The 18,562-nt window shown below is 63.2% G+C and carries 14 protein-coding genes; 7 read left to right on the forward strand and 7 right to left on the reverse strand.

Going from position 1 to position 18,562, the window contains the following annotated elements; all coding sequences use genetic code 11:
• Window positions 1-312: 312 nt before the first annotated feature.
• The 6 genes from IHE39_RS13140 to IHE39_RS13165 form a co-directional block, all read right to left on the reverse strand.
• Window positions 313-2,118: an aminopeptidase P family protein gene (locus IHE39_RS13140; RefSeq protein WP_192566771.1), complete on the reverse strand. Its 1,806-nt coding sequence runs from the start codon at window positions 2,116-2,118 to the stop codon at window positions 313-315.
• 34 nt (window positions 2,119-2,152) lie between these two features.
• On the reverse strand, window positions 2,153-3,166 hold the full coding sequence (locus tag IHE39_RS13145) for an ABC transporter ATP-binding protein (RefSeq protein ID WP_434781311.1): 1,014 nt from the start codon (window positions 3,164-3,166) through the stop codon (window positions 2,153-2,155).
• Entirely contained in the window at window positions 3,163-4,176 is a 1,014-nt protein-coding gene (locus IHE39_RS13150; protein ID WP_192566772.1) for an ABC transporter ATP-binding protein, read from the reverse strand. The genes IHE39_RS13145 and IHE39_RS13150 overlap by 4 nt, the downstream gene beginning before the upstream one ends.
• Before the next feature lies 1 nt (window position 4,177).
• The gene (locus tag IHE39_RS13155) at window positions 4,178-5,047 is read right to left on the reverse strand and encodes an ABC transporter permease (RefSeq protein WP_192566773.1); all 870 of its coding nucleotides are present in this window, start codon (window positions 5,045-5,047) and stop codon (window positions 4,178-4,180) included.
• Window positions 5,044-5,985 (reverse strand): ABC transporter permease, encoded by a 942-nt coding sequence (locus tag IHE39_RS13160; protein ID WP_192566774.1) that lies wholly within the window; start codon window positions 5,983-5,985, stop codon window positions 5,044-5,046. The genes IHE39_RS13155 and IHE39_RS13160 overlap by 4 nt, the downstream gene beginning before the upstream one ends.
• A 65-nt stretch (window positions 5,986-6,050) precedes the next feature.
• Window positions 6,051-7,625, reverse strand: coding sequence for an ABC transporter substrate-binding protein (locus IHE39_RS13165; protein WP_192566775.1), 1,575 nt, complete (start codon window positions 7,623-7,625; stop codon window positions 6,051-6,053).
• Between the two features lie 227 nt (window positions 7,626-7,852).
• Here IHE39_RS13165 and IHE39_RS13170 point away from each other — a divergent pair, with 227 nt between their 5' ends.
• Window positions 7,853-8,473 carry a helix-turn-helix domain-containing protein gene (locus tag IHE39_RS13170; RefSeq protein ID WP_184770473.1) on the forward strand — a complete coding sequence of 207 codons (621 nt, stop codon included), beginning with the start codon at window positions 7,853-7,855 and terminating at the stop codon, window positions 8,471-8,473.
• A gap of 3 nt (window positions 8,474-8,476) precedes the next feature.
• On the opposite strand, the gene IHE39_RS13175 is transcribed toward IHE39_RS13170, so the two are convergent.
• Window positions 8,477-9,508: a trans-3-hydroxy-L-proline dehydratase gene (locus IHE39_RS13175; RefSeq protein WP_192566776.1), complete on the reverse strand. Its 1,032-nt coding sequence runs from the start codon at window positions 9,506-9,508 to the stop codon at window positions 8,477-8,479.
• A gap of 242 nt (window positions 9,509-9,750) precedes the next feature.
• Between IHE39_RS13175 and IHE39_RS13180 the strand changes: the two genes are divergently transcribed.
• The 6 genes from IHE39_RS13180 to IHE39_RS13205 all read left to right on the forward strand — a co-directional run bounded on the left by IHE39_RS13180 (window position 9,751) and on the right by IHE39_RS13205 (window position 18,543).
• Entirely contained in the window at window positions 9,751-10,425 is a 675-nt protein-coding gene (locus IHE39_RS13180; RefSeq protein WP_192566777.1) for a GntR family transcriptional regulator, read from the forward strand.
• Between the two features lie 110 nt (window positions 10,426-10,535).
• Entirely contained in the window at window positions 10,536-11,885 is a 1,350-nt protein-coding gene (locus tag IHE39_RS13185) for an ABC transporter substrate-binding protein (RefSeq protein WP_192566778.1), read from the forward strand.
• Window positions 11,882-13,789: an ATP-binding protein gene (locus tag IHE39_RS13190; protein ID WP_246485470.1), complete on the forward strand. Its 1,908-nt coding sequence runs from the start codon at window positions 11,882-11,884 to the stop codon at window positions 13,787-13,789. The genes IHE39_RS13185 and IHE39_RS13190 overlap by 4 nt, the downstream gene beginning before the upstream one ends.
• On the forward strand, window positions 13,786-15,126 hold the full coding sequence (locus tag IHE39_RS13195) for a sigma-54-dependent transcriptional regulator (protein WP_192566779.1): 1,341 nt from the start codon (window positions 13,786-13,788) through the stop codon (window positions 15,124-15,126). Before IHE39_RS13190 ends, IHE39_RS13195 begins: the two co-directional genes overlap by 4 nt.
• A 264-nt stretch (window positions 15,127-15,390) precedes the next feature.
• Window positions 15,391-16,710 (forward strand): ABC transporter substrate-binding protein, encoded by a 1,320-nt coding sequence (locus IHE39_RS13200; RefSeq protein WP_192566780.1) that lies wholly within the window; start codon window positions 15,391-15,393, stop codon window positions 16,708-16,710.
• Window positions 16,711-16,833: 123 nt separating this feature from the next.
• The gene (locus IHE39_RS13205) at window positions 16,834-18,543 is read left to right on the forward strand and encodes an ABC transporter permease (protein ID WP_192566781.1); all 1,710 of its coding nucleotides are present in this window, start codon (window positions 16,834-16,836) and stop codon (window positions 18,541-18,543) included.
• Window positions 18,544-18,562 lie beyond the last annotated feature (19 nt).

Raw genomic sequence — 18,562 nt, forward strand, 5'->3', positions numbered from 1 at the left:
TCTGCTATATTGGACAGTATTGCTATATAGTGGACAGCAACGCATGCTACACACAGCTGTGGCCAACTTTCAAGCTACTTGGCCTGAGAGGTCGAGAAAAATTCGGAGTTTGGGCAGGGGAGGTTCGATCTGTTCGAACCGCGCGGGCGTGTTGATGCTGTCAGCTTAGGGCAGGGCAACACCTGCTGAAGTAGGGGCAATGTTGGTTCTCTCGGGCGTTTTCTGCTTTGCAGCAACAACAGTCCTGAACGCACACAGGCCTCCGGATGGAGGCCTGTGTCGAGTCATCCGCCAAAAGGGTTGCGACCGGGGTCAGACAGCCTGACAAGGCGCGCACATTCGCTGCAACCATTCGCGATCGTCGGCGGCCAACTTCGGGCTCAGCACCGATCTGACCTCGTCATGATAACAGTCGAGCCAATGCTTTTCCGTCGGGCTCAGCAGCCCGATATCTGCAAGGCTGAGGTCGAGCGGCACCAGTGTCAGGCTCCTGAACGTCATGAAGCCGTCGCCGGCCTCAACCACCTCGACCTGGTTTTCAAGGCGGATGCCGTACTGACCGGCCTTGTAATATCCGGGCTCGATGGTGGTCACCATGCCTGGTTTGAGTGCGATCTCGTTGACGCGCTTGTCGAAGCGCTGCGGCTGCTCATGCACGGACAGGAAATGGCCAACGCCATGGCCGGTGCCGTGGTCGTAGTCGAGGCCGAGCTCCCACAGCGGGCGGCGGGCAAAGGCGTCGACGTGGTGGCCGCAGGTGCCGTTGGGAAATTTTAGCATCAGCATCGAAATCAGCCCCTTGAGCACCGCCGTGTAGGCGCGGCGGATTTCCGGGCTTATGTCGCCGAGTGCGGTCGTGCGCGTGGCATCCGTCGTGCCGGTGAGATACTGGCCGCCTGAATCAAGCAGGTAAACGCCGGCCGAGGTGATCGGTGCATTGGTCGCGGCGGTGGCGTTGTAGTGGCACATCGCGGCGTTGCCGGCGGATGCCGAAATGGTGTGGAAGCTCGGCTCGACGAACAGCCTGCTGTCGCGGCGATAGGTCAGTATGCGCTCTTCCGCTTCCAGTTCGCTCACCGGCATGCCTTGTGCCTCACGGGTTCGACCGTAGCGATCGAGCCAGGCCAGAAAACGCACCCAGGCCGCGCCATCGAGGCGATGACAGTCGCGGAAGCCTTGCAGCTCGATTTCGTTCTTCAGCATCTTGGTTAGCGTCATCGGGCTTCTTGCCAGATGGACCTCGCCGCCTGCCGCCCGAACGGCATGGACCACGGCCGAAGGCGCAAAGCCGGGGTCGACGATCGCCGTCCGCCCCTTGGCCATCGCGCCGATACGTTCGATCAGCGCTGCCGGTTCGGCCATCGCGATGCCGTCCAGTTCGAAATCCGACAGGTCGTTTGGCAGCTTGCGGTGGTCGACAAGCCATTCGGTGCGGCCGTCCTTGTCGAAGATCAGGAAGGAATGCGGCATCGGGTTGAAAGCGACGTCGCGGCCACGCACGTTGAGAAACCAGGCGATGTTGTCGGGCTGCGCCTCGACCAGGAAATCGGCTCCCTGTTGGGCAAGCATGCCGGCGATGCGGCGTTTCTTGTCGGCGACGCTCTCGCCCGCATAGGCGCGCGAAAACGCCACGATTTGCCCAAGCGGCTTTTCCGGCTGGCCGGACCAGATGGCATCGACAAGATCGCCTGGCGTAGCGACCCAGCTGCCGCCGGCCGCCGCCACCGCCTGGCCGCAGTCCTGATCCCAGCTCGAGGGCAGCAGCATGGCATTGAAGCCGATGCGCTGTCCCGGGCGCACATTGTTGGCCAGCCATTGCTTGAGCGGCGCGTCGTGAAAGTGCTCGATGGCGAACATGTCGAGATCGACCTCGTCGCGGACCTGCACCTGGTAGCGGCCATCGACGAAAATCGCCGCTTTGTCGGCCACTACGATGGCGACGCCGGCCGAGCCGGTGAAGCCGGTGACATAGGCCAGCCGGCAATCGTGCGGCGCGCAATATTCGCTCTGGTGTTCGTCGAAGCGCGGGATGACGTAACCGTCGAGCCCTTCCTCCGCGAGCTTGTGGCGAAGCGCTTCAACTCGGCCGGATATGCCCGGCTTGCCGGTCGATGTCATGTCGTCTTTCCCTGAATGAAGATGGTGGCGGCGTTCACGCCGCGGAGATGGTTTCGGCAAAGTGGCAGGCCGCCATGCCGGCGCCGACGGGCCGCAGCATCGGCTTTTCGATGCGGCAGCGCTCGGCTGCATGCGGGCAGCGCACGTGGAACGGGCAACCCGGCGGTATGTCGAGCGGGCTCGGCAACTCGCCTGACAGTGCCGGCGCGCGTTTTCGGTCGGCAGGATCCAGCGACGGCGCAGCAGCGAGCAAGGCCTGCGAATAGGGGTGGCGCGGCCGCGAAAACAGCGCCTCGGACGGACCGACCTCGACGATGGCACCGAGATAGATGACCGCGACGCGATGCGAGACATGGCGCACCAGCCTGAGATCATGCGCGACAAACAGCACCGTCAGCCCGAGATTGTCCTGCAGCTCTAGCAGCAGGTTGACCACCTGCGCCTGCACCGACACGTCGAGTGCCGAGACCAACTCGTCGGCCACCAGGCAGGTCGGCTCGAGCGAAAGCGCCCGGGCGATGCCGATGCGCTGGCGCTGTCCACCCGAGAATTCGTGCGGATATTTGTCCGCTGCGCCCTCCGGTAGCCGCACCAGATCGAGCAGTTCGTCGATGCGCCGGTCGATCGCCGCACCTTCGCGCATCCGGTGTACCGAGATCGCCTCGCGCAGCGTATCGCGCACCGTCATGCGCGGGTTGAGCGAGGTGTAGGGATCCTGGAACATCATCTGCACGCGCCTGTTGTAGGCGCGCCGGTTCGCGCCCTTGAGGCCGATGACGCTTTCACCCTCGAAGCGGATGTCGCCGCTGCTCGGCCGGTGCAGGCCCGCGATGCAGCGGGCGAGCGTCGACTTTCCGCAGCCGGACTCGCCGACGATGCCAAGAGTTTCGGCAGGCATGACGTCGAGATCGACGCCGTTCAGCGCCGACACGATCTGGCGCGGCCTGCCGGCGATCGTGTCGGACAGTGACCGGTTCTTGGCAAACCGCATCGACAGGTCGCGGATGGACAGCAGCGGCGCGGCGGGCTCCATGGTCAGCATGTTCATTGCGCCGCCTCTTGTTGTCTGAAATGCGCAAGCGCCTCGACACGATGGTGGCAGGCCACCTCGTGAAACTGGCCGACGGTTTCAAGCGGCGGCCGCAGGTCGCGGCATTCCGGTCCGGCGACGGGGCAGCGCGTGGTGAAGGCGCAACCTAATGGCAGCGCATTAAGCGCCGGCGGCGCCCCGGGGATTGAGTAAAGCGGCGTGCGCGGCGCGACATCGCGCGGGATCGAGCGCAGCAGCCCCAACGCATAGGGATGGCGCGCGTCAGCGATCACCTGGCTGGTGGTGCCCACCTCGCACAGACGCCCGCCATACATCACTGCCACGCGGTCGCAGGTCTGGGCGACGACGCCCATGTCGTGGGTGACGAGGATCACCGCCATGCCGAGATCGCGGCTCAGCGACTGGATCAGCCTCAGGATCTGGTCCTGGATCGTCACGTCGAGCGCGGTCGTCGGCTCATCGGCCAAGAGCAGTTGCGGGTTCGACGCAAGCGCGATGGCGATCATCACGCGCTGGCGCATGCCGCCTGAGAACTCGTGCGGGTAGTCTCCGAGCCTGTCGCGGGCGCTGGGAATACCGACCATCTCGAGCAGTTCGATCGCCCGCGCCTTGCGGGCTTTGGCATCGAGGCCGGTATGGGCGACAAGGTTTTCCGATATCTGCAAACCGACAGTCAGCAGCGGGTTGAGCGACGACATCGGCTCCTGGAAGATCATCGCGATCTCGCGCCCGCGCACCTTGCGCAGAGCTGCCTCGTCAAGCGCTGCGAGATCGCGACCTTTCCACAGGATCTCGCCGCCGACGCGGCCGCGCGGGCGGACGATGCCCAGGATCGAGCGCAAGGTGATGCTCTTGCCCGAGCCGGACTCGCCGACGAGACCGAGGATTTCGCCTGCCTTCACAGCGAACGAGACGTCGTCGACGGCGACCAGCGGATGCTGGCGCGAGCCGAATTCGGTCCTGAGATGGCGCAATTCGAGCACGGTTTCTTGTTGGGGATTGGCCATCTCAGCGTCCCTTCGGTCGAAGCAGGTCAGCAAGCGCATCGCCGAGCAGGCTGAAGCCGAGGCCGGTAAGCACGATGGCGAGGCCGGGCATCAGGCTCATCCACCAGGCGGTGAGCAGGAAGTTGCGCCCCTCCGAGATCAGCACGCCCCATTCGGCCGCCGGCGGCTGCGCGCCGAGGCCGAGATAGCCGAGCGACGAGCCAAGCAGGATGGCCAGCGCCATGTCGGTCATCCAGTAGACGATGATCGGCGACATCGCATTGGGCAGCAGGTGGCGGAAGATGATGCGGCGGTCGGAATAGCCGAGCACACGACCGGCGGCGGCGTAGTCGTTGGCCTTCTGCGTCATGATCTCGGCACGGGTGAGCCGGGCATAGTAGACCCAGTTCACGATGGTGATGGCGATGTACATGTTGACCAGGCCCGGCCCGAGCACAGCCACGATGGCGATCACCAGCACCAGAAACGGAAAGGTGATGATGGCATCGACGCAACGCCCGAAGATCGTGTCGGCGATGCCGCCATAATAGCCGACGAAAGCCCCCACGGTGACGCCGATGGTCAGCGCGAAGATGGTCGCGAAAAGCGCCATCTGCATGTCGACGCGGTAGGCCCAGATGACCCGCGACAGCACATCGCGGCCGAAATTGTCGGTGCCGAAGGGATGCGCAAGACTCGGTGCCTGCTGGATCGCCGTCATGTCGAAGGCGAGCGGATCGTAGGGTGCGAAGATTTGCGGAAACAGCGCCAGCGCGATCGACATCACGATGATGGTGAAGCCGATGACGAAGGATGGCCGCGAAAAGGCACGGCCGATGAAAACGCGGAAGCGGCCTGGCCGGTGCGGCTGGATCTGGGTAACGACGCTCATGCCTTGCGAAGCCTCGGATCAAGCATTGATTGGACGATGTCGGTGAGCAGGAAGACGACCGACACCAGCACGGCAAAGGTCAGCGTCAGTCCCTGGATCAGCGGATAGTCGCGGGCGAAGATCGCCTCCAGCATCAGCCGGCCAACGCCGGGAATGGCGAACACCGTCTCGGTCACCAGCGTGCCGCTCATCAGATTGCCGATCGACAGCCCGAGCAGCGTGACGGTTGAGACCAGCGCGTTGCGCAGCACGTGGCGGGTCATGATGATCCGAGTAGACAGCCCCTTGGCGCGGGCGAACTGGACGTAATCGGCATCGAGCACCTCGATCAGCGAAGCCCGCAGGTTTCTGAGGATAATCGCCGAGGTGTAGAGCGCGACGCTCAGCGCCGGCAGGATCAGGTGGTGCAAATTGTCGAGGAAGTTTTTGCCGTAGCCGCCAACAGGGAACCAGCGCAACTGCGCCGCCAGCACTGTCAAAAGCACCAGACCGATATAAAACACCGGCATTGACAGCCCGATCTGGAAGACGCTGCGGATGACGACATCGGTCGTGGTGTTGACGCGTGATGCCGCCAGAAAGGCGAGCGGGCCGGCAAGTACAATGGCGAGGACCACGGAATACAGCGCGAGGAAAATCGTCGTTGGCAGCCGGTCGAGAATGACTTCGGTCACCGGCGCCTTCAGCATGATCGAGCGACCGAGGTCGCCGGTCAGCGTGTTCTTGACGAAGATGACGAACTGCACCGGCAAGGGCTGGTCAAGACCGAGATTGTGACGGATCTGCTCGACCTGGGCGTCGGTCGCCTTGGCTTCCGCCATGGCGATGGCGGGGTCTCCGGGCAGCATGCGCACGAGCAGGAAGATGAAGACCATGACCAGTAGAAAGGTCGGGATGATCTGCAACAGCCGCGCCACGAGATATGAAATTGAAGCCATTTGCCAAACCTTGTGCCGGATACCGGGCAGCGCGGGCCGCCCGGTGTCCACCGATCATGCTGACGTCACTTGGCGCGCCATGCGGCCGAGAAATCGTTGGCGCCGAGCGGGGTCTGGACATAGTCCTCGATCGACTTCGACACGGCGACGGCGAAGGGCGTTTCATAGAGGAACAGCAGCGGCGCGTTCTCCGCATAGATTTCCTGCATGCGCTTGTATTCGTCCTTGCGCTTGGCAGGATCGACCTCGGAGTTCGAAGCCTCGAACAGCGTGTTGAACTCGTCGTTGTTCCAGCCGGTGCCGACGGCCTGGCGCTGTTTGTAATAGCCGAGCCAGCCGGTCACCTGCGCCGGGTCGTTGACGTCGTTGGCCCAGCCATAGGTATGGATGTCGAACTCGCCGGAACGGTTCTTGGCGCCGCGTGTCGGGTTGTCGACCTGCTCGACCTTGAGGTTGACGCCGAGAGGCGCCCACATCTGCTGCAGGGCGGTGAACAGCGTCGCATCGTCGGCGCTGCCGGCAAGCGTGGTGAAGGTGATGTCGAGGCCGCCGTCGATGCCGGCTTCGGCGAGCAGTTGCTTGGCCTTTTCCGGATTGTAGGGGTAGAGCGGCTCCGGCCCGTAATGCAGCTGGGTTGCCGCAGACATCAGCGAGGTCATTGGCTTGCCGGTGTCGAAGGTCACCAGCTTGATCAGCATGGTTTTGTCGGTGGCGTAGTTCAGCGCCTGGCGCACCTTGATGTCGGCGAGCGGGTTCTTCGAGCCGTCCTTGCGGGTGTCGCGGGTGTTGATCGGCGCGTAGATGATGCGGGTCGAGGGGAACAGCTCCATCTTCAGATTGGCGTCGCCACGCAACTCGCCGACGCGGGCGAACGGGATGAATTCGGCGACATCGACCTCGCCGGCCTGCAGCTTGAGTATGCGGGTGGCGTCGTCGGGGATGACGACGAAATCGACCTCATCGAGATAAGGCAGCGGCTTGCCGTCTTCACCGGCACGCCAGTAGTTGGGATTGCGCGCGAAGCTCATGCTTGAACCGGCAACCCGGCTCTTCATCGTGAAGGGCCCTGACGTCACCGGGTTGTTGTCGAAATAGGCCTTGGCCTTTTCCTGGTCGTTGGCGCCTGCTGCCTTTTCGAATGCCGCCTTGGAGATGATCCCGGTGTTGAAGGTGGCAAGGATCGAGGGGATGGTTGGATCGGGCTGCTTCAACGACAGCGTGAGCTTGCCGCCTTCGGCCGTCACTTTTTCGACCGAGCCGAGCAGGCCGGCCCAGGGGCCATCGGGGTTGCGGGCGCGGTCGAGCGAAAACACCACGTCGTCGCCCGTGATCGGCGAGCCATCGGAGAATTTCAGGCCGTCGCGCAGCTTGAGCGCAATCGACTTGCCATCGGCGGAGACCTCGTAGCTCTCGGCAAGGCCGGGCTCGATCACACCATCCGCGCCGTTGCGCAGCAGCGTTTCATACAGGCTGGTGATCATCCACAGGTCGGGATTCCGGTCGGCCCAGACCGGGTCGATGATCGACGAGTCGTCATAGCGTGCGAAGCTCATCGAACCACCGCGCTCGATCGCCAATGCCGATGTGGCAGCGCTCAATCCCAGTGCTGCGCCGAGCAAGAACGGCAACAAACGTTTCATGTCTTCTCCTCCTGTTGGCCTGCCGGCAGTGCCGGCGCTACGCCTCAACGGTCAGTTTGGATATTTTATCCAATTTTGCCGGACAATTTTCTTTGCGTCCGGATTGCCGCGAAGGCATTGTGCAGTTCCCCATCAAAGCGGCTGTGCGGCGGCGATCTACGCTTGCGCAACCAACTTTAGCTGGACTAAAGTTCATCGAAATAATGAAGTCAAGCGGAAACACAGTGATGCCCCTCGATATCGATGATGCGGTTGCAGCCGACGGGGATGCATCGCATCCGGACATGCCTGCCGTCGCCTCGATCGGGCAGATGCTGCGGGCACGCCGCAAGCTGATCGGCAAGACGATGAAGCAGGTAGCGGCCGAGGCGGGGCTGACCGAGGGCTTCATCAGCCAGATCGAGCGCGGGATTTCGACGCCCTCGCTGATTTCGCTCTACAATGTCGCCAACGCGCTCGAAACCAGCGTCGACACCTTCCTGTCGCAGCCGCCGGAACATGCCCACTCGATGGTTTCGCACGCCGGCGCGCGCCGCGGCTACAATGTCGAAACCAAGGAACGCGTCTACGAGCTGCTCGAGCGTGGCTTTCCCGGCGCCCAGCTCAATGGCTGCATCACCCACATGCCGCAAGGTTATGCCTCGGAGATCACGACCCATCAGGGCGAAGACTTTCTCTATCTGATCGAGGGCGAGATGCTCTACGAGATCGACGGCAAGGAGTATCTGCTCAAGGCCGGCGACACGCTGCACTTCCCTGCCTCGCTGCCGCACCGCGCCCGCAATGTGGGCCCGGGGCCGGCCCGCGAGCTCTGGGTTGGCACCACGCGCATCATCTCCGAGACCTGACCGCTACTGCTTGCGCGGCCAGGTATCGGCGAGCCGGTAACCGGCCGGCCAGGGATCGTCGGGGTCCAGCATCACTTGGTGCGTGCCGGTGATCCAGGCGCGGCCCGAAATTTCCGGAATGATCGCCGGCCGGCCGGCGACGGTGGTTTCACCGAGGATGCGGCAGTCGAAGGTCGAGTCGATGATCGAATACCCGCTGAAGCGCTGGCCGATGTTCATCAGGCCGCGGGCGTGCAGCACCGCCATGCGCGCCGAACAGCCGGTGCCGGTCGGCGAGCGGTCTAGCTTGGCCGGCTGGATCACGACCGTGTTGCGGCCATGCAGCACGCCACCTCGCTCCTCGATCGGAAGCGCCAGCTGGCAAAAGGAGATATGGTCCCATTCGGGGTTTTCCGGATGCGAAAAGCCGAGCTGCTCGTTGGCGGCGCGGGTGATCCTGATGCCGGTTTCGGCAAGTTCGCGTGCCTCGTCCGGCGTCACCGAAAAGCCCAGCGCCCGCGCATCGGCAATGACAAAGCTGTCGCCGCCATAGGCGGTATCGACCGTCAGCGTGCCCAGGCCCTCGATTTCCAGCTTGGCGTCCAGCTTGTCGGCGAAGGACGGCACATTGGTGACCGCGATCCGCTCTGCCTTGCCATTGCGGCAGGTCGCAACGACGTCGACCAACCCGCCCGGCGCTTCCAGCACAAAACGCGTCTCGGGCTCCTGCATCGGCACGATGCCGGAGTCGAGCAGGACGGTGGAAACGCAGATCGAGTTGGAGCCCGACATCGGCGGGGTGTCTTCCGGCTCCATGATGATGAAGCCCATCGCGGCACTGGGATCCGTCGGTGGCACCAAGAGGTTGATGTGGCGGAACACCCCGCCGCGCGGCTCGTTGAGTACGAAGTTGCGCAGGGCCTTGTCTTCGGCGATGAAGCGGCGCTGCTCCCACAGCGTCTTGCCGGGTGGCGGCGCAACACCGCCGACGATGACGTCACCGACCTCGCCTTCCGCGTGGCACGAAACGATGTGGATCACCTTGCTTGTGCGCATCCTTCGCCTCCTCGCGAACTCGCCATACCCGCGCCAAGACCTTTGCCGGGGTTCGTCCTGCAAGCATTCCGACGCTCCTCGGGCCGCAATGCAAGCTCGGCATCCATAGAAAAATCGGATCCAATATACAATCTGAAATATTCGATTGTATGGGAAGAGAAAGCTGGCATGTTGCCCCTCGCGCGCAATGCACCTATCACCTGAGGCTGGCCGTTCGCCGAAATCCCGCGAGGTTGACCTTCATGAAACTGGAAACCGTCGATATCAGGCAGGCCGCGTCGGCGGCCGATATCGTCTATGAGGCGCTGCGCAAGGCGATCATCGAGGGTGATCTCGCCGAAGGTGAAAATCTGAGGCAAGACCAGATTGCCTCGATGTTCAACACCAGCCGCATTCCGGTGCGCGAGGCGCTGTCGCGGCTCGAGCAGAACGGCCTGATCACCACCGAGCGCTACAAGGGCGCGGTTGTCGCTGGCCTGTCGATCGAAGAGATCGAGGAGATCTTCGAGTTTCGCGCCTTGGTCGAGGCCGAGGTCATCCGGCTTGCCGTGCCCAACATGAATGCGAGGACGCTCGACATCGCCCGCCGTCATTGCGAGGAATTCGGCGGTGAGCCCAACTCGGCCAAGTGGGGCGAGATCAATCGCAATTTCCACTACAGCCTCTACGAGGCGGCGCGGCGGCCCTATTACCTCCAGATCGTGCGTGCCTCGCTCGACCGCATCGACCGTTACCTGCGTGCGCAGCTGACATTGACCGACGGCATGAACCGCGCCCGCCGCGAACACCAGGGTATCCTCGACGCCTGCATCGGTGGCAACGCCGACAAGGCTGCCGAACTCACGCGGGACCATATTCTTGGCGCCGGCCGTGCCCTGGTGGCTTTCCTCGAGCAAACGCGCGGCAAGAACGACTGAGGGTCGAGGGTTTGCCGTTGCCGGCGCCGTCCGCGCTGGCTTCCCCAAACGGCCAAGCAATGGACTGACGCGTTTTCTTGCATGAAGGCGGTCACAACGATGAGGGTAGATTGGCCACGATAGGTTTCTTCTCGGCGCTCGCGCTATCGGCCTTTTGCGCGCTCGCATCGCTTTCAGGCGGTGCCTGGGCAGCGGAGCGCCGCGACCTTGTCATTGTCACGTCTTACCCGCCTTCCTTCATCGAGCCGTTTCAAAAGGCATTCGAGAGCCAGAATGCCGATATCCGTCTTGTCGTGGTCCAGCGCAACACGGCGAGTGCCAGCCGTTTCATCATCGAAAAGACCGAGGTTGCCGCCGATATCTTCTGGGCCTCCGCCGCGGATGCGTTCGAACTGCTGAAGCGCACGGGCGAACTGCGCCCGATCGCGCCAAGGGCCACCGGTGCGCCCGACAAGGTGCTCGGCTATCCGGTCGACGATCCAGGCGGCTACTATCTCGGCTTCGCCTTGTCGGCCTACGGCTTCGTCTACAATCCCTCCTATCTCGCGCAATACGGCCTGCCGGTCCCGCGCGACTGGCAGGACCTGATCAAGCCTATCTATTCCGGGCATATAGGCATCACCTCGCCATCGCGCTCGGGCACGACGCACCTGATCGTCGAAGCCCTGCTGCAGACCTATGGCTGGGACCGTGGCTGGGCGCTGCTGTCGCAGCTCGGCGGCAACCTGTCGACGGTCACGGCGCGCAGCTTCGGCGTTGCCTCCGGTGTCGCCCAGCGGCGTTTTGGCATTGGCATCACCATCGATTTCCTGGCGCGGGCGCCGGATTTTGCCAGTGCCGACAATGTCTTCATCGTTCCGCGCGATGCGGTCTTCGTGCCGGCGAGCATCGCCATACTTTCGCGCGCGCGCAACGTTGAGGGCGCCGAGCGTTTTGTCGACTTCGTTCTCTCGGAGGAGGGGCAGAAAATCCTGCTATCCCCGGCAGTCGGACGCATCCCGGTATTTGCGTCGTTGAACGGCGGGCTGCTGCCTGAGGAGTCCGGCAACGGCCTGCTGAAGTATCACAGCTTCGACCCATCCGCCTCGGCGGCGCGATATGGACTCGTCAATCTGATGTTCGACGATTACATCGTGCGCCGCAGGGCAGTGCTGGCGCGGTTGTGGAAGCGGCTGACCGATCTGGAGACGGCGAACATTGACGATCCGCAAAGGCAAGACATGCTCGAGAGGGCACGGGCCCTGTTGAGCATGCCACCGCTCTCGGCCGACGAGATGACCAGCCTTGCCGAGCCGCTGAAGACCGAGTGGCCGCGTGGTGCCGTGCGTTCGCCCGAGCAGCAGGCCTTTGCCCGCGCCTTGCGCAGCACCATCGAGCAAAATCTGGCTGCCGCCGAAACCCTGATCCTGACCGCATCGCGCGACCCCGCCAGCATGCGTTACCAGCCGTGGCGGCAATGATGGCGGTAGATGATCCCGGCACCGTCTCGACCAGAAACTGGCGCTTTGGCATCGGCGCCCGTCTCGCGCTGGCCTTCGTTGCCATTGTCGGCCTCGCAGTCGGGGCCTGTGTCGTCGGTTGGCTGTCTTACGAGCGTCTTTCCGGAGAACTGTCGCGCATCGCCAACGAACAGATGCCGCAGCTGGCATATGCCTCCCGGCTCTCGAAGGCGGGTGCCGACATCGGCTCGGTCACGGCCGTGCTCGCCGGTGCCGAAACGCGCACCGAGTTCAACGAGATCCGCGGCATCTACGCCGAACGACTGAAGATGCTGCAGTCACTGCTGGCCGAAAGCGACCCGAACTCGCCGGTCGGCGCGTTGCTGCCGCTGGCCAACGGCATCAACGACAATCTGCGCCAGATCGATGTCGCTGCCGGCAAGCGTTTCACGCTGCTGGAGGCCATGCGCTCGGACATCGACGAGCTCAGATGGGTGCAGGCTGATCTGCTCGACGAAGCCGAGCCGCTGGTCGAGGATATCAGGTTCAACATCGAGGCTGAGACACGCAACAGCCAGGGCACGGCGGCACTTGCCGAACAGCGCAAGAGCGAAGCGCTGCTGACCGCCGTGTCGCAGGCCAATCTGGCGACAGGTCTCATCGGCCGGCTGGTCAATGCAACGACCGCTGAAGAGGTGCAGGAAACCAACGCCTTCCTCGGCGACAGCGCCGACGAACTGGCGAGCCGGCTGGGGACACTCGTCAACTGGCCCGACAGCATCACCGTGCGCCAGCTGAGTGGCCGCATCCTGCAACAGTCCAACGCCCAGACCGGCATCCCCAACCGCAAGCGCTCCGAGATGATCCAGGCGGCCAAGCTGACCGAGCTTGCAGGCGAAAATGGTCGCCTCGTCGACGAACTCGGCCGCAAGATCGCAGCCGAAGTGGTGTCGATCGAGGCGAGCGCCAATGCCGCCGCCAAGCGGGCCACTGCTGCCATCGACACCGGGCGCAAGCTGCTTGCGGCGATCGCGGTATTGTCTGTCGTTCTGGCGCTGGTGATCGGCATCTTCTATGTCCAGCGCAACCTGCTCAGCCGCATTCGCCTGCTTGCCGACGAGGCCGGAGCCATCAGCAGCGGCCGCCAGGCTGCCGCTGTGCTGCCTGGCGGCGCCGACGAACTCGGCGATCTCGCCCATGCGCTGACGATGTTCCGGCAAACCCGTGACGAGCTCGTTCAGTCGGCCAAGCTTGCTGCCCTCGGCCAGATGGCGGCTGGTATCGGTCATGAACTCAACCAGCCACTGGCGGCCATCCGCGCCCATATCCACAGCGGCTCGACACTGATCACACGCGGCAAGGGCGAACAGGCGCTGGTCAATCTGGACAAGATCAAGGCGCTGACCGGCCGTATGGCCGACCACATCAGCCACATCCGTCGCTTTGCCCGCCGCCCGGATTCGAAACTCAGGCCAACAGACCTGTCCGCTTGCGTGCGCGATGCTCTGGCGCTGCTCGAGCATCGTTTCGAAGAGGAAGGTGTGGTTCTCGAGATGAGCCTGCCGGCTGCTGGCCAGGCCGCAGTGATGGCCGAGCCGGTGCGGCTAGAACAGGTTGCGATCAATCTGATTGCCAACGCACTCGACGCGGTCAAAGGCCGGCCTGAGAAGCATATCAGTGTCGTGGTGGAACCAGACGTTGCCGGCGCTCGGCTTATCGTCGGCGATACCGGCGTCGGCATTGCACCGGCCGATGTTGCCGCGGTGTTTGACCCGTTCTTCACCACCAAACCAGTCGGATCCGGCCTGGGTCTTGGCTTGTCGATCTCCTATAACATCGTCAAGGATTTCGGCGGCGACATCTCGATCATCGAGACCGGTACGCAAGGCAGCCGTTTTCTCGTCACCCTGAAAGGACCGGAATGACGCCCGATACGGACATCATCCTGATCGACGACGACGCCAATGTGCTGGACGCGTGCCGTGAAGTGCTGGAACTCGAGGACCTGCGCGTCGCCGCGCATGGCTCGGTCAATTCGGCCCTGGCGGGGCTGAGGGCGGATACAGCCGCCGTCATCGTTTCGGATGTTCGCATGCCCGATCATGACGGCTTCGACCTCGTGGCGGCGGTGCGCAAGATCGACAGCGAGATTCCGATCATCCTGATGTCCGGACATGGCGACATCCCGATGGCGCTGCGCGCGCTGCGTGCCGGCGCGTGGGATTTCCTGGAAAAGCCGGCGGACCCGCTGCATCTGATCGAGACCGTCCGCCGCGCCCGCGAACACCGGCATCTGGTACTCGAAAACCGGCAACTTCGGCTGTCGTCGGACACCGATGCCTGGGAGACGCGGCTGATCGGCCATTCCGCGCCGATGGTCGTCTTGCGCGAGAAACTGAAGCGGGTTGCGGGTGCTGCCACCGACGTGCTGGTGATCGGCGAAACCGGCACGGGCAAGGAAGTGACGGCCCGCGCCATTCATGATTTCAGTGGCCGCAAGGGCAACTTCGTCGCCGTCAATTGCGGCGCCATCCCCGAGACGATGCTCGAAACGGAGCTTTTCGGTCACGAGGCCGGTGCCTTCACCGGTGCCCGCGAGCGGCGGATCGGCAAGATCGAACATGCCAGTGGCGGTACGCTGTTCCTGGACGAGATCGAATCCATGCCGCTTGTCGCCCAGGTGCGGCTGTTGCGCGTGTTGCAGGAGCGGGTCATCGAACGGCTCGGCTCCAACGTCGAGCTTGCGGTCGATATCCAGGTAGTCGCCGCCACCAAGGCGGACCTGCATCTGCTGGCACGGCAAGGCAAGTTCCGTGAGGATCTCGCTTACCGCCTCGACATTGCGCGCATCGAGATACCGCCGCTTGCCGCCCGCAAGGGCGATGTCGGCCTGCTGTTCCGCCACTTTCTCGGGCTCGCCGCCAAGCGCCAGGGGCGGACGCCTCCCAAAGTGGAGGCTGCCTGGCTGGCCGAGCTCGAAGGCCGGCCATGGCCCGGCAACGTGCGCGAATTGCGCAATGTCGCCGAACGTTTTGTGCTTGGCCTGGAAGATGGTGCGGTGTTCGATCGGCCTGCAGGCAACGCCGAAAGCCTGGAGGCCCAGATGGATCGGCACGAACGGGCTGTGATCCTGGATAGCCTGGCTCATCACGACGGCCGGATCGGCGCGACCGCCGACACGCTTGGCATCTCGCGCAAGACGCTTTACCTCAAGATGCGGAAATTCGGCATCACCGCGGCCGGCGAGGCCGACGAGGAGTAGTGCATGAACCCGAAAATCGGCTTCGATTTTCGGAAAGGGATCATGCACCACTTCAAAAGCGTCACAGCGTCCATTGTGCGTGCAAGTGGACGCGCGGCGCTGTGATGTTACCTTCCTGACCCAGGCCGGGCAGGCCTGATGTTACCCTTGTTTCCCATGTCTTACCTGAAAAGCCCGGAATTCCGGGCTTTTCGCAACTGGCACGCACCTTGCTCTCCATGAATTGGCCGCCGGTATTTGGCGGTGTCATTGGGAGGAATACCTATGTTGAAGACCATTGCCGCGGCGATGCTGGTTTCGGCCGCTGCCATTTCGACCGTCTACGCCCAGGATGGCGGCAAGGTGACCGTCGTCACCTCATTTTCCAAGGACGTGACCGACCCGTTCAAGGCCAGCTTCGAGGCGGAAAACCCCGGCTTCACGCTTGACGTGCAGAACAAGAGCACCAGCTCGGGCGTGAAATATCTCGACGAAATCAAGGCCAACAACCAGGTCGACCTGTTCTGGGCCTCGGCGCCCGACGCGTTCGACAGCCTCAAGGGCAAGAGCCTGCTGGCGAAGTTCGCGCCTTTGGTGACTGGCCTGCCGGAGAAGGTCGGTTCCTATCCGGTCAATGATCCGGAAGGTTATTATTTCGGCTTCGCCGCTTCCGGCTACGGCATCATGTGGAACGACCGCTACCTCGAGGCCAACAACCTGCCCAAGCCGGCCGAATGGAGCGACCTGACCAAGCCTGAGTTCCACGACCACGTCGCGATCGCTGCACCCTCGCGTTCGGGCACGACCCATCTCACCATCGAAACCGTGCTTCAGGGTGAAGGCTGGGACAAGGGCTGGGGCACGCTCAAGGGCATCGGCGGTAACCTGCAGCAGGTGACCGAGCGCTCCTTCGGCGTTCCGGATGCCGTCAATTCCGGCCAGACCGGCATCGGCATCGTCATCGACTTCTTCGCCTTCTCGGCACAGGCCGGCGGCTTCCCCGTCAGCTTCGTCTATCCGTCGGTGACGACGGTGGTTCCGGCGAACATCGGCATCGTCGCCAATGCTCCGAACCAGAAGGGCGCTGAAGCCTTCGTCAACTACCTGCTGTCGGAAAAAGGCCAGGCCGTCCTGCTCGAGCCATCGATCCGTCGTTTGCCGATCAATCCGGCGCTCTATGCAAATGCGCCTGAAGGCTTCCCGAACCCGTTCAAGGATCCGCGCTTCCAGTCGATGATCACCTTCGACTCGGATGTGTCGAAGAAGCGTACCGATGTCGTCGATACGCTGTTCGACCAGCTCATCTCGTTCCAGCTCGATCCGCTGAAGGGTGCCACCAAGGCAATCTACGCGGCCGAAAAGGCACTGGCCGCCAAGGACGTGGCGGAAGCACGCACGCTGGTCAACGAAGCGCGCGGCCTGATCTCGGCAATGCCTGTCACCGCCGATGAAGCTGCAAGCCCGCAGATCCGCGATGCCTTCACCGGCGGCGAGCAGAAGACCGCCCGCCAGGCCGAGCTCGAGCAGCAGTGGGCATCGTTCGCGACCAAGAACTACGCCGAAGCCAAGGCCAAGGCTGAAAAGGCCCTGTCGCTCGTCGACTGACGTTTGGGCCAAAGCGGCCGCCTGCCTGGCGCGGGCGGCCAACCCCCTTCACATCCTTGATAGCAGGCGATCCTGGCGCATCGATGCAGCCGGGCCAGCCGATATCATTTCGGAGTCTGCCTCATGGCATCAGTTGCATCCATCCCGTTTCGGCGGGTTACGGCCAAGCCCGGCCAAATCGCCGCGGTGGCATTGATCGGCCTGTTTCTGGCGATCTTCCTGATCGTCCCCGCGGGAACCGTGATCTACACGGCCTTCACCGAGAAGGGCACCGGCGCCCTGACCTTCGTCAACTTCCTGGATTTCTTCCGCACTGACCTGTTCCGCCGGTCGTTCTTCAACTCGGTCTATGTCGCGGGCATGTCCGTCGTCTGGGCGACGCTGATCGCCTTACCGCTCGCAGTGCTGACCACCCGCTTCGATTTCCGCGGCTCGATGGTGATCCAGACGCTGGGCTTCGTGCCGCTGATCATGCCGCCCTTCGTCGGCGCTGTGGCCATGCAACTGCTGTTCGGCCGCAACGGAACCGTCAATCTGATGCTGTACGACTGGTTCGGCGTTCGCATCCCCTTCATGGAAGGGTTGAACGGCGTCATCTTCGTCCAGTCGCTACACTATTTCCCGTTCATCCTGATCAACCTGTCGACCAGTCTGCGCAACATCGACCGGTCGATGGAGGAGGCGGCACAGAATCTCGGCTCGTCGGGCTTCCGCCTGTTCCGCCGCATCGTGTTTCCGCTTTCGATGCCCGGCTATCTCGCTGGTGCGTCGCTGGTGTTCGTCAAGGTCTTCGACGATCTCGCCACGCCGCTGCTGCTCAACGTCAAGGACATGCTGGCACCGCAGGCCTATCTGCGCGTCACCTCGGTCGGTCTGACCGATCCGATGGGTTACGTCATCTCGGTGATCCTGATCATCGTTTCGGTTTTTGCCATGTGGCTGTCGGCCGTGGCGATGCGCGGCAAGGACTATTCGACCGTACAGCGCGGCGGCGGCGGCTTGATGCGGCGAAATCTGAGCCGTGGCGAAAGCATCGTCGCTTATGGCGTCGTCGGCTTCATCCTGCTGCTGGTGCTGTCACCACATATCGGCCTGCTGCTGCTGTCCTTCGCGACCGTGTGGTCCTACAGCCCGCTGCCGGACGATTTCACAATGGTCCACTACGCCAGGGTGTTCGACGAAAGCTCGATCTACATCAAGAACACGCTGATCTACGCTTCGCTGGCCGGACTGATCGACGTCGTCATCGGCGGCGCCATCGCCTATCTCCTCCTGCGCACCAAGGTCGTCGGCCGCCGCTGGCTCGATTGGGCCGCCACCTCGGCTCTGGCGATCCCGGGCGTCGTGCTCGGCATCGGCTATCTCCGCACCTTCTACGGCGTGACGCTGCCTGATGGCACGCCGCTGGCGACGCTGTGGGTGATGGTTGTCCTGGCACTGGCCATCCGCCGCCTGCCATACGCGTTGCGTGCCTGCTACGCCGCCTTGCAGCAGGTTTCGGAGTCGCTCGAGGAAGCCGCTGAAAATCTCGGTGCGACCAAGCAGCGGACCATCCGCCGCATCGTGCTGCCGTTGATGACCGGCGGTCTGCTTGCCGGTTTCGTCACCAGCTTCTCGACCGCGGCAGTGGAGCTATCGGCGACGCTGATGCTGATCCAAAGCAATTCGGACGCACCGATCGCCTACGGCATCTACGTCTTCATGCAATCGCCGGCAGGGCGTGGGCCAGGTGCGGCACTCGGCGTCATCGCCGTCATCATGGTGGCACTGTGCACGCTGCTTTCGCACTACGTCATCGAGCGCCGGCAAAAGGCTATCGGGTCGGCCAAATAGGAACTTGGGGAGAGAGAAC

Source organism: Aminobacter carboxidus, assembly GCF_014863355.1.
GTDB classification, from domain to species: domain Bacteria; phylum Pseudomonadota; class Alphaproteobacteria; order Rhizobiales; family Rhizobiaceae; genus Aminobacter; species Aminobacter carboxidus.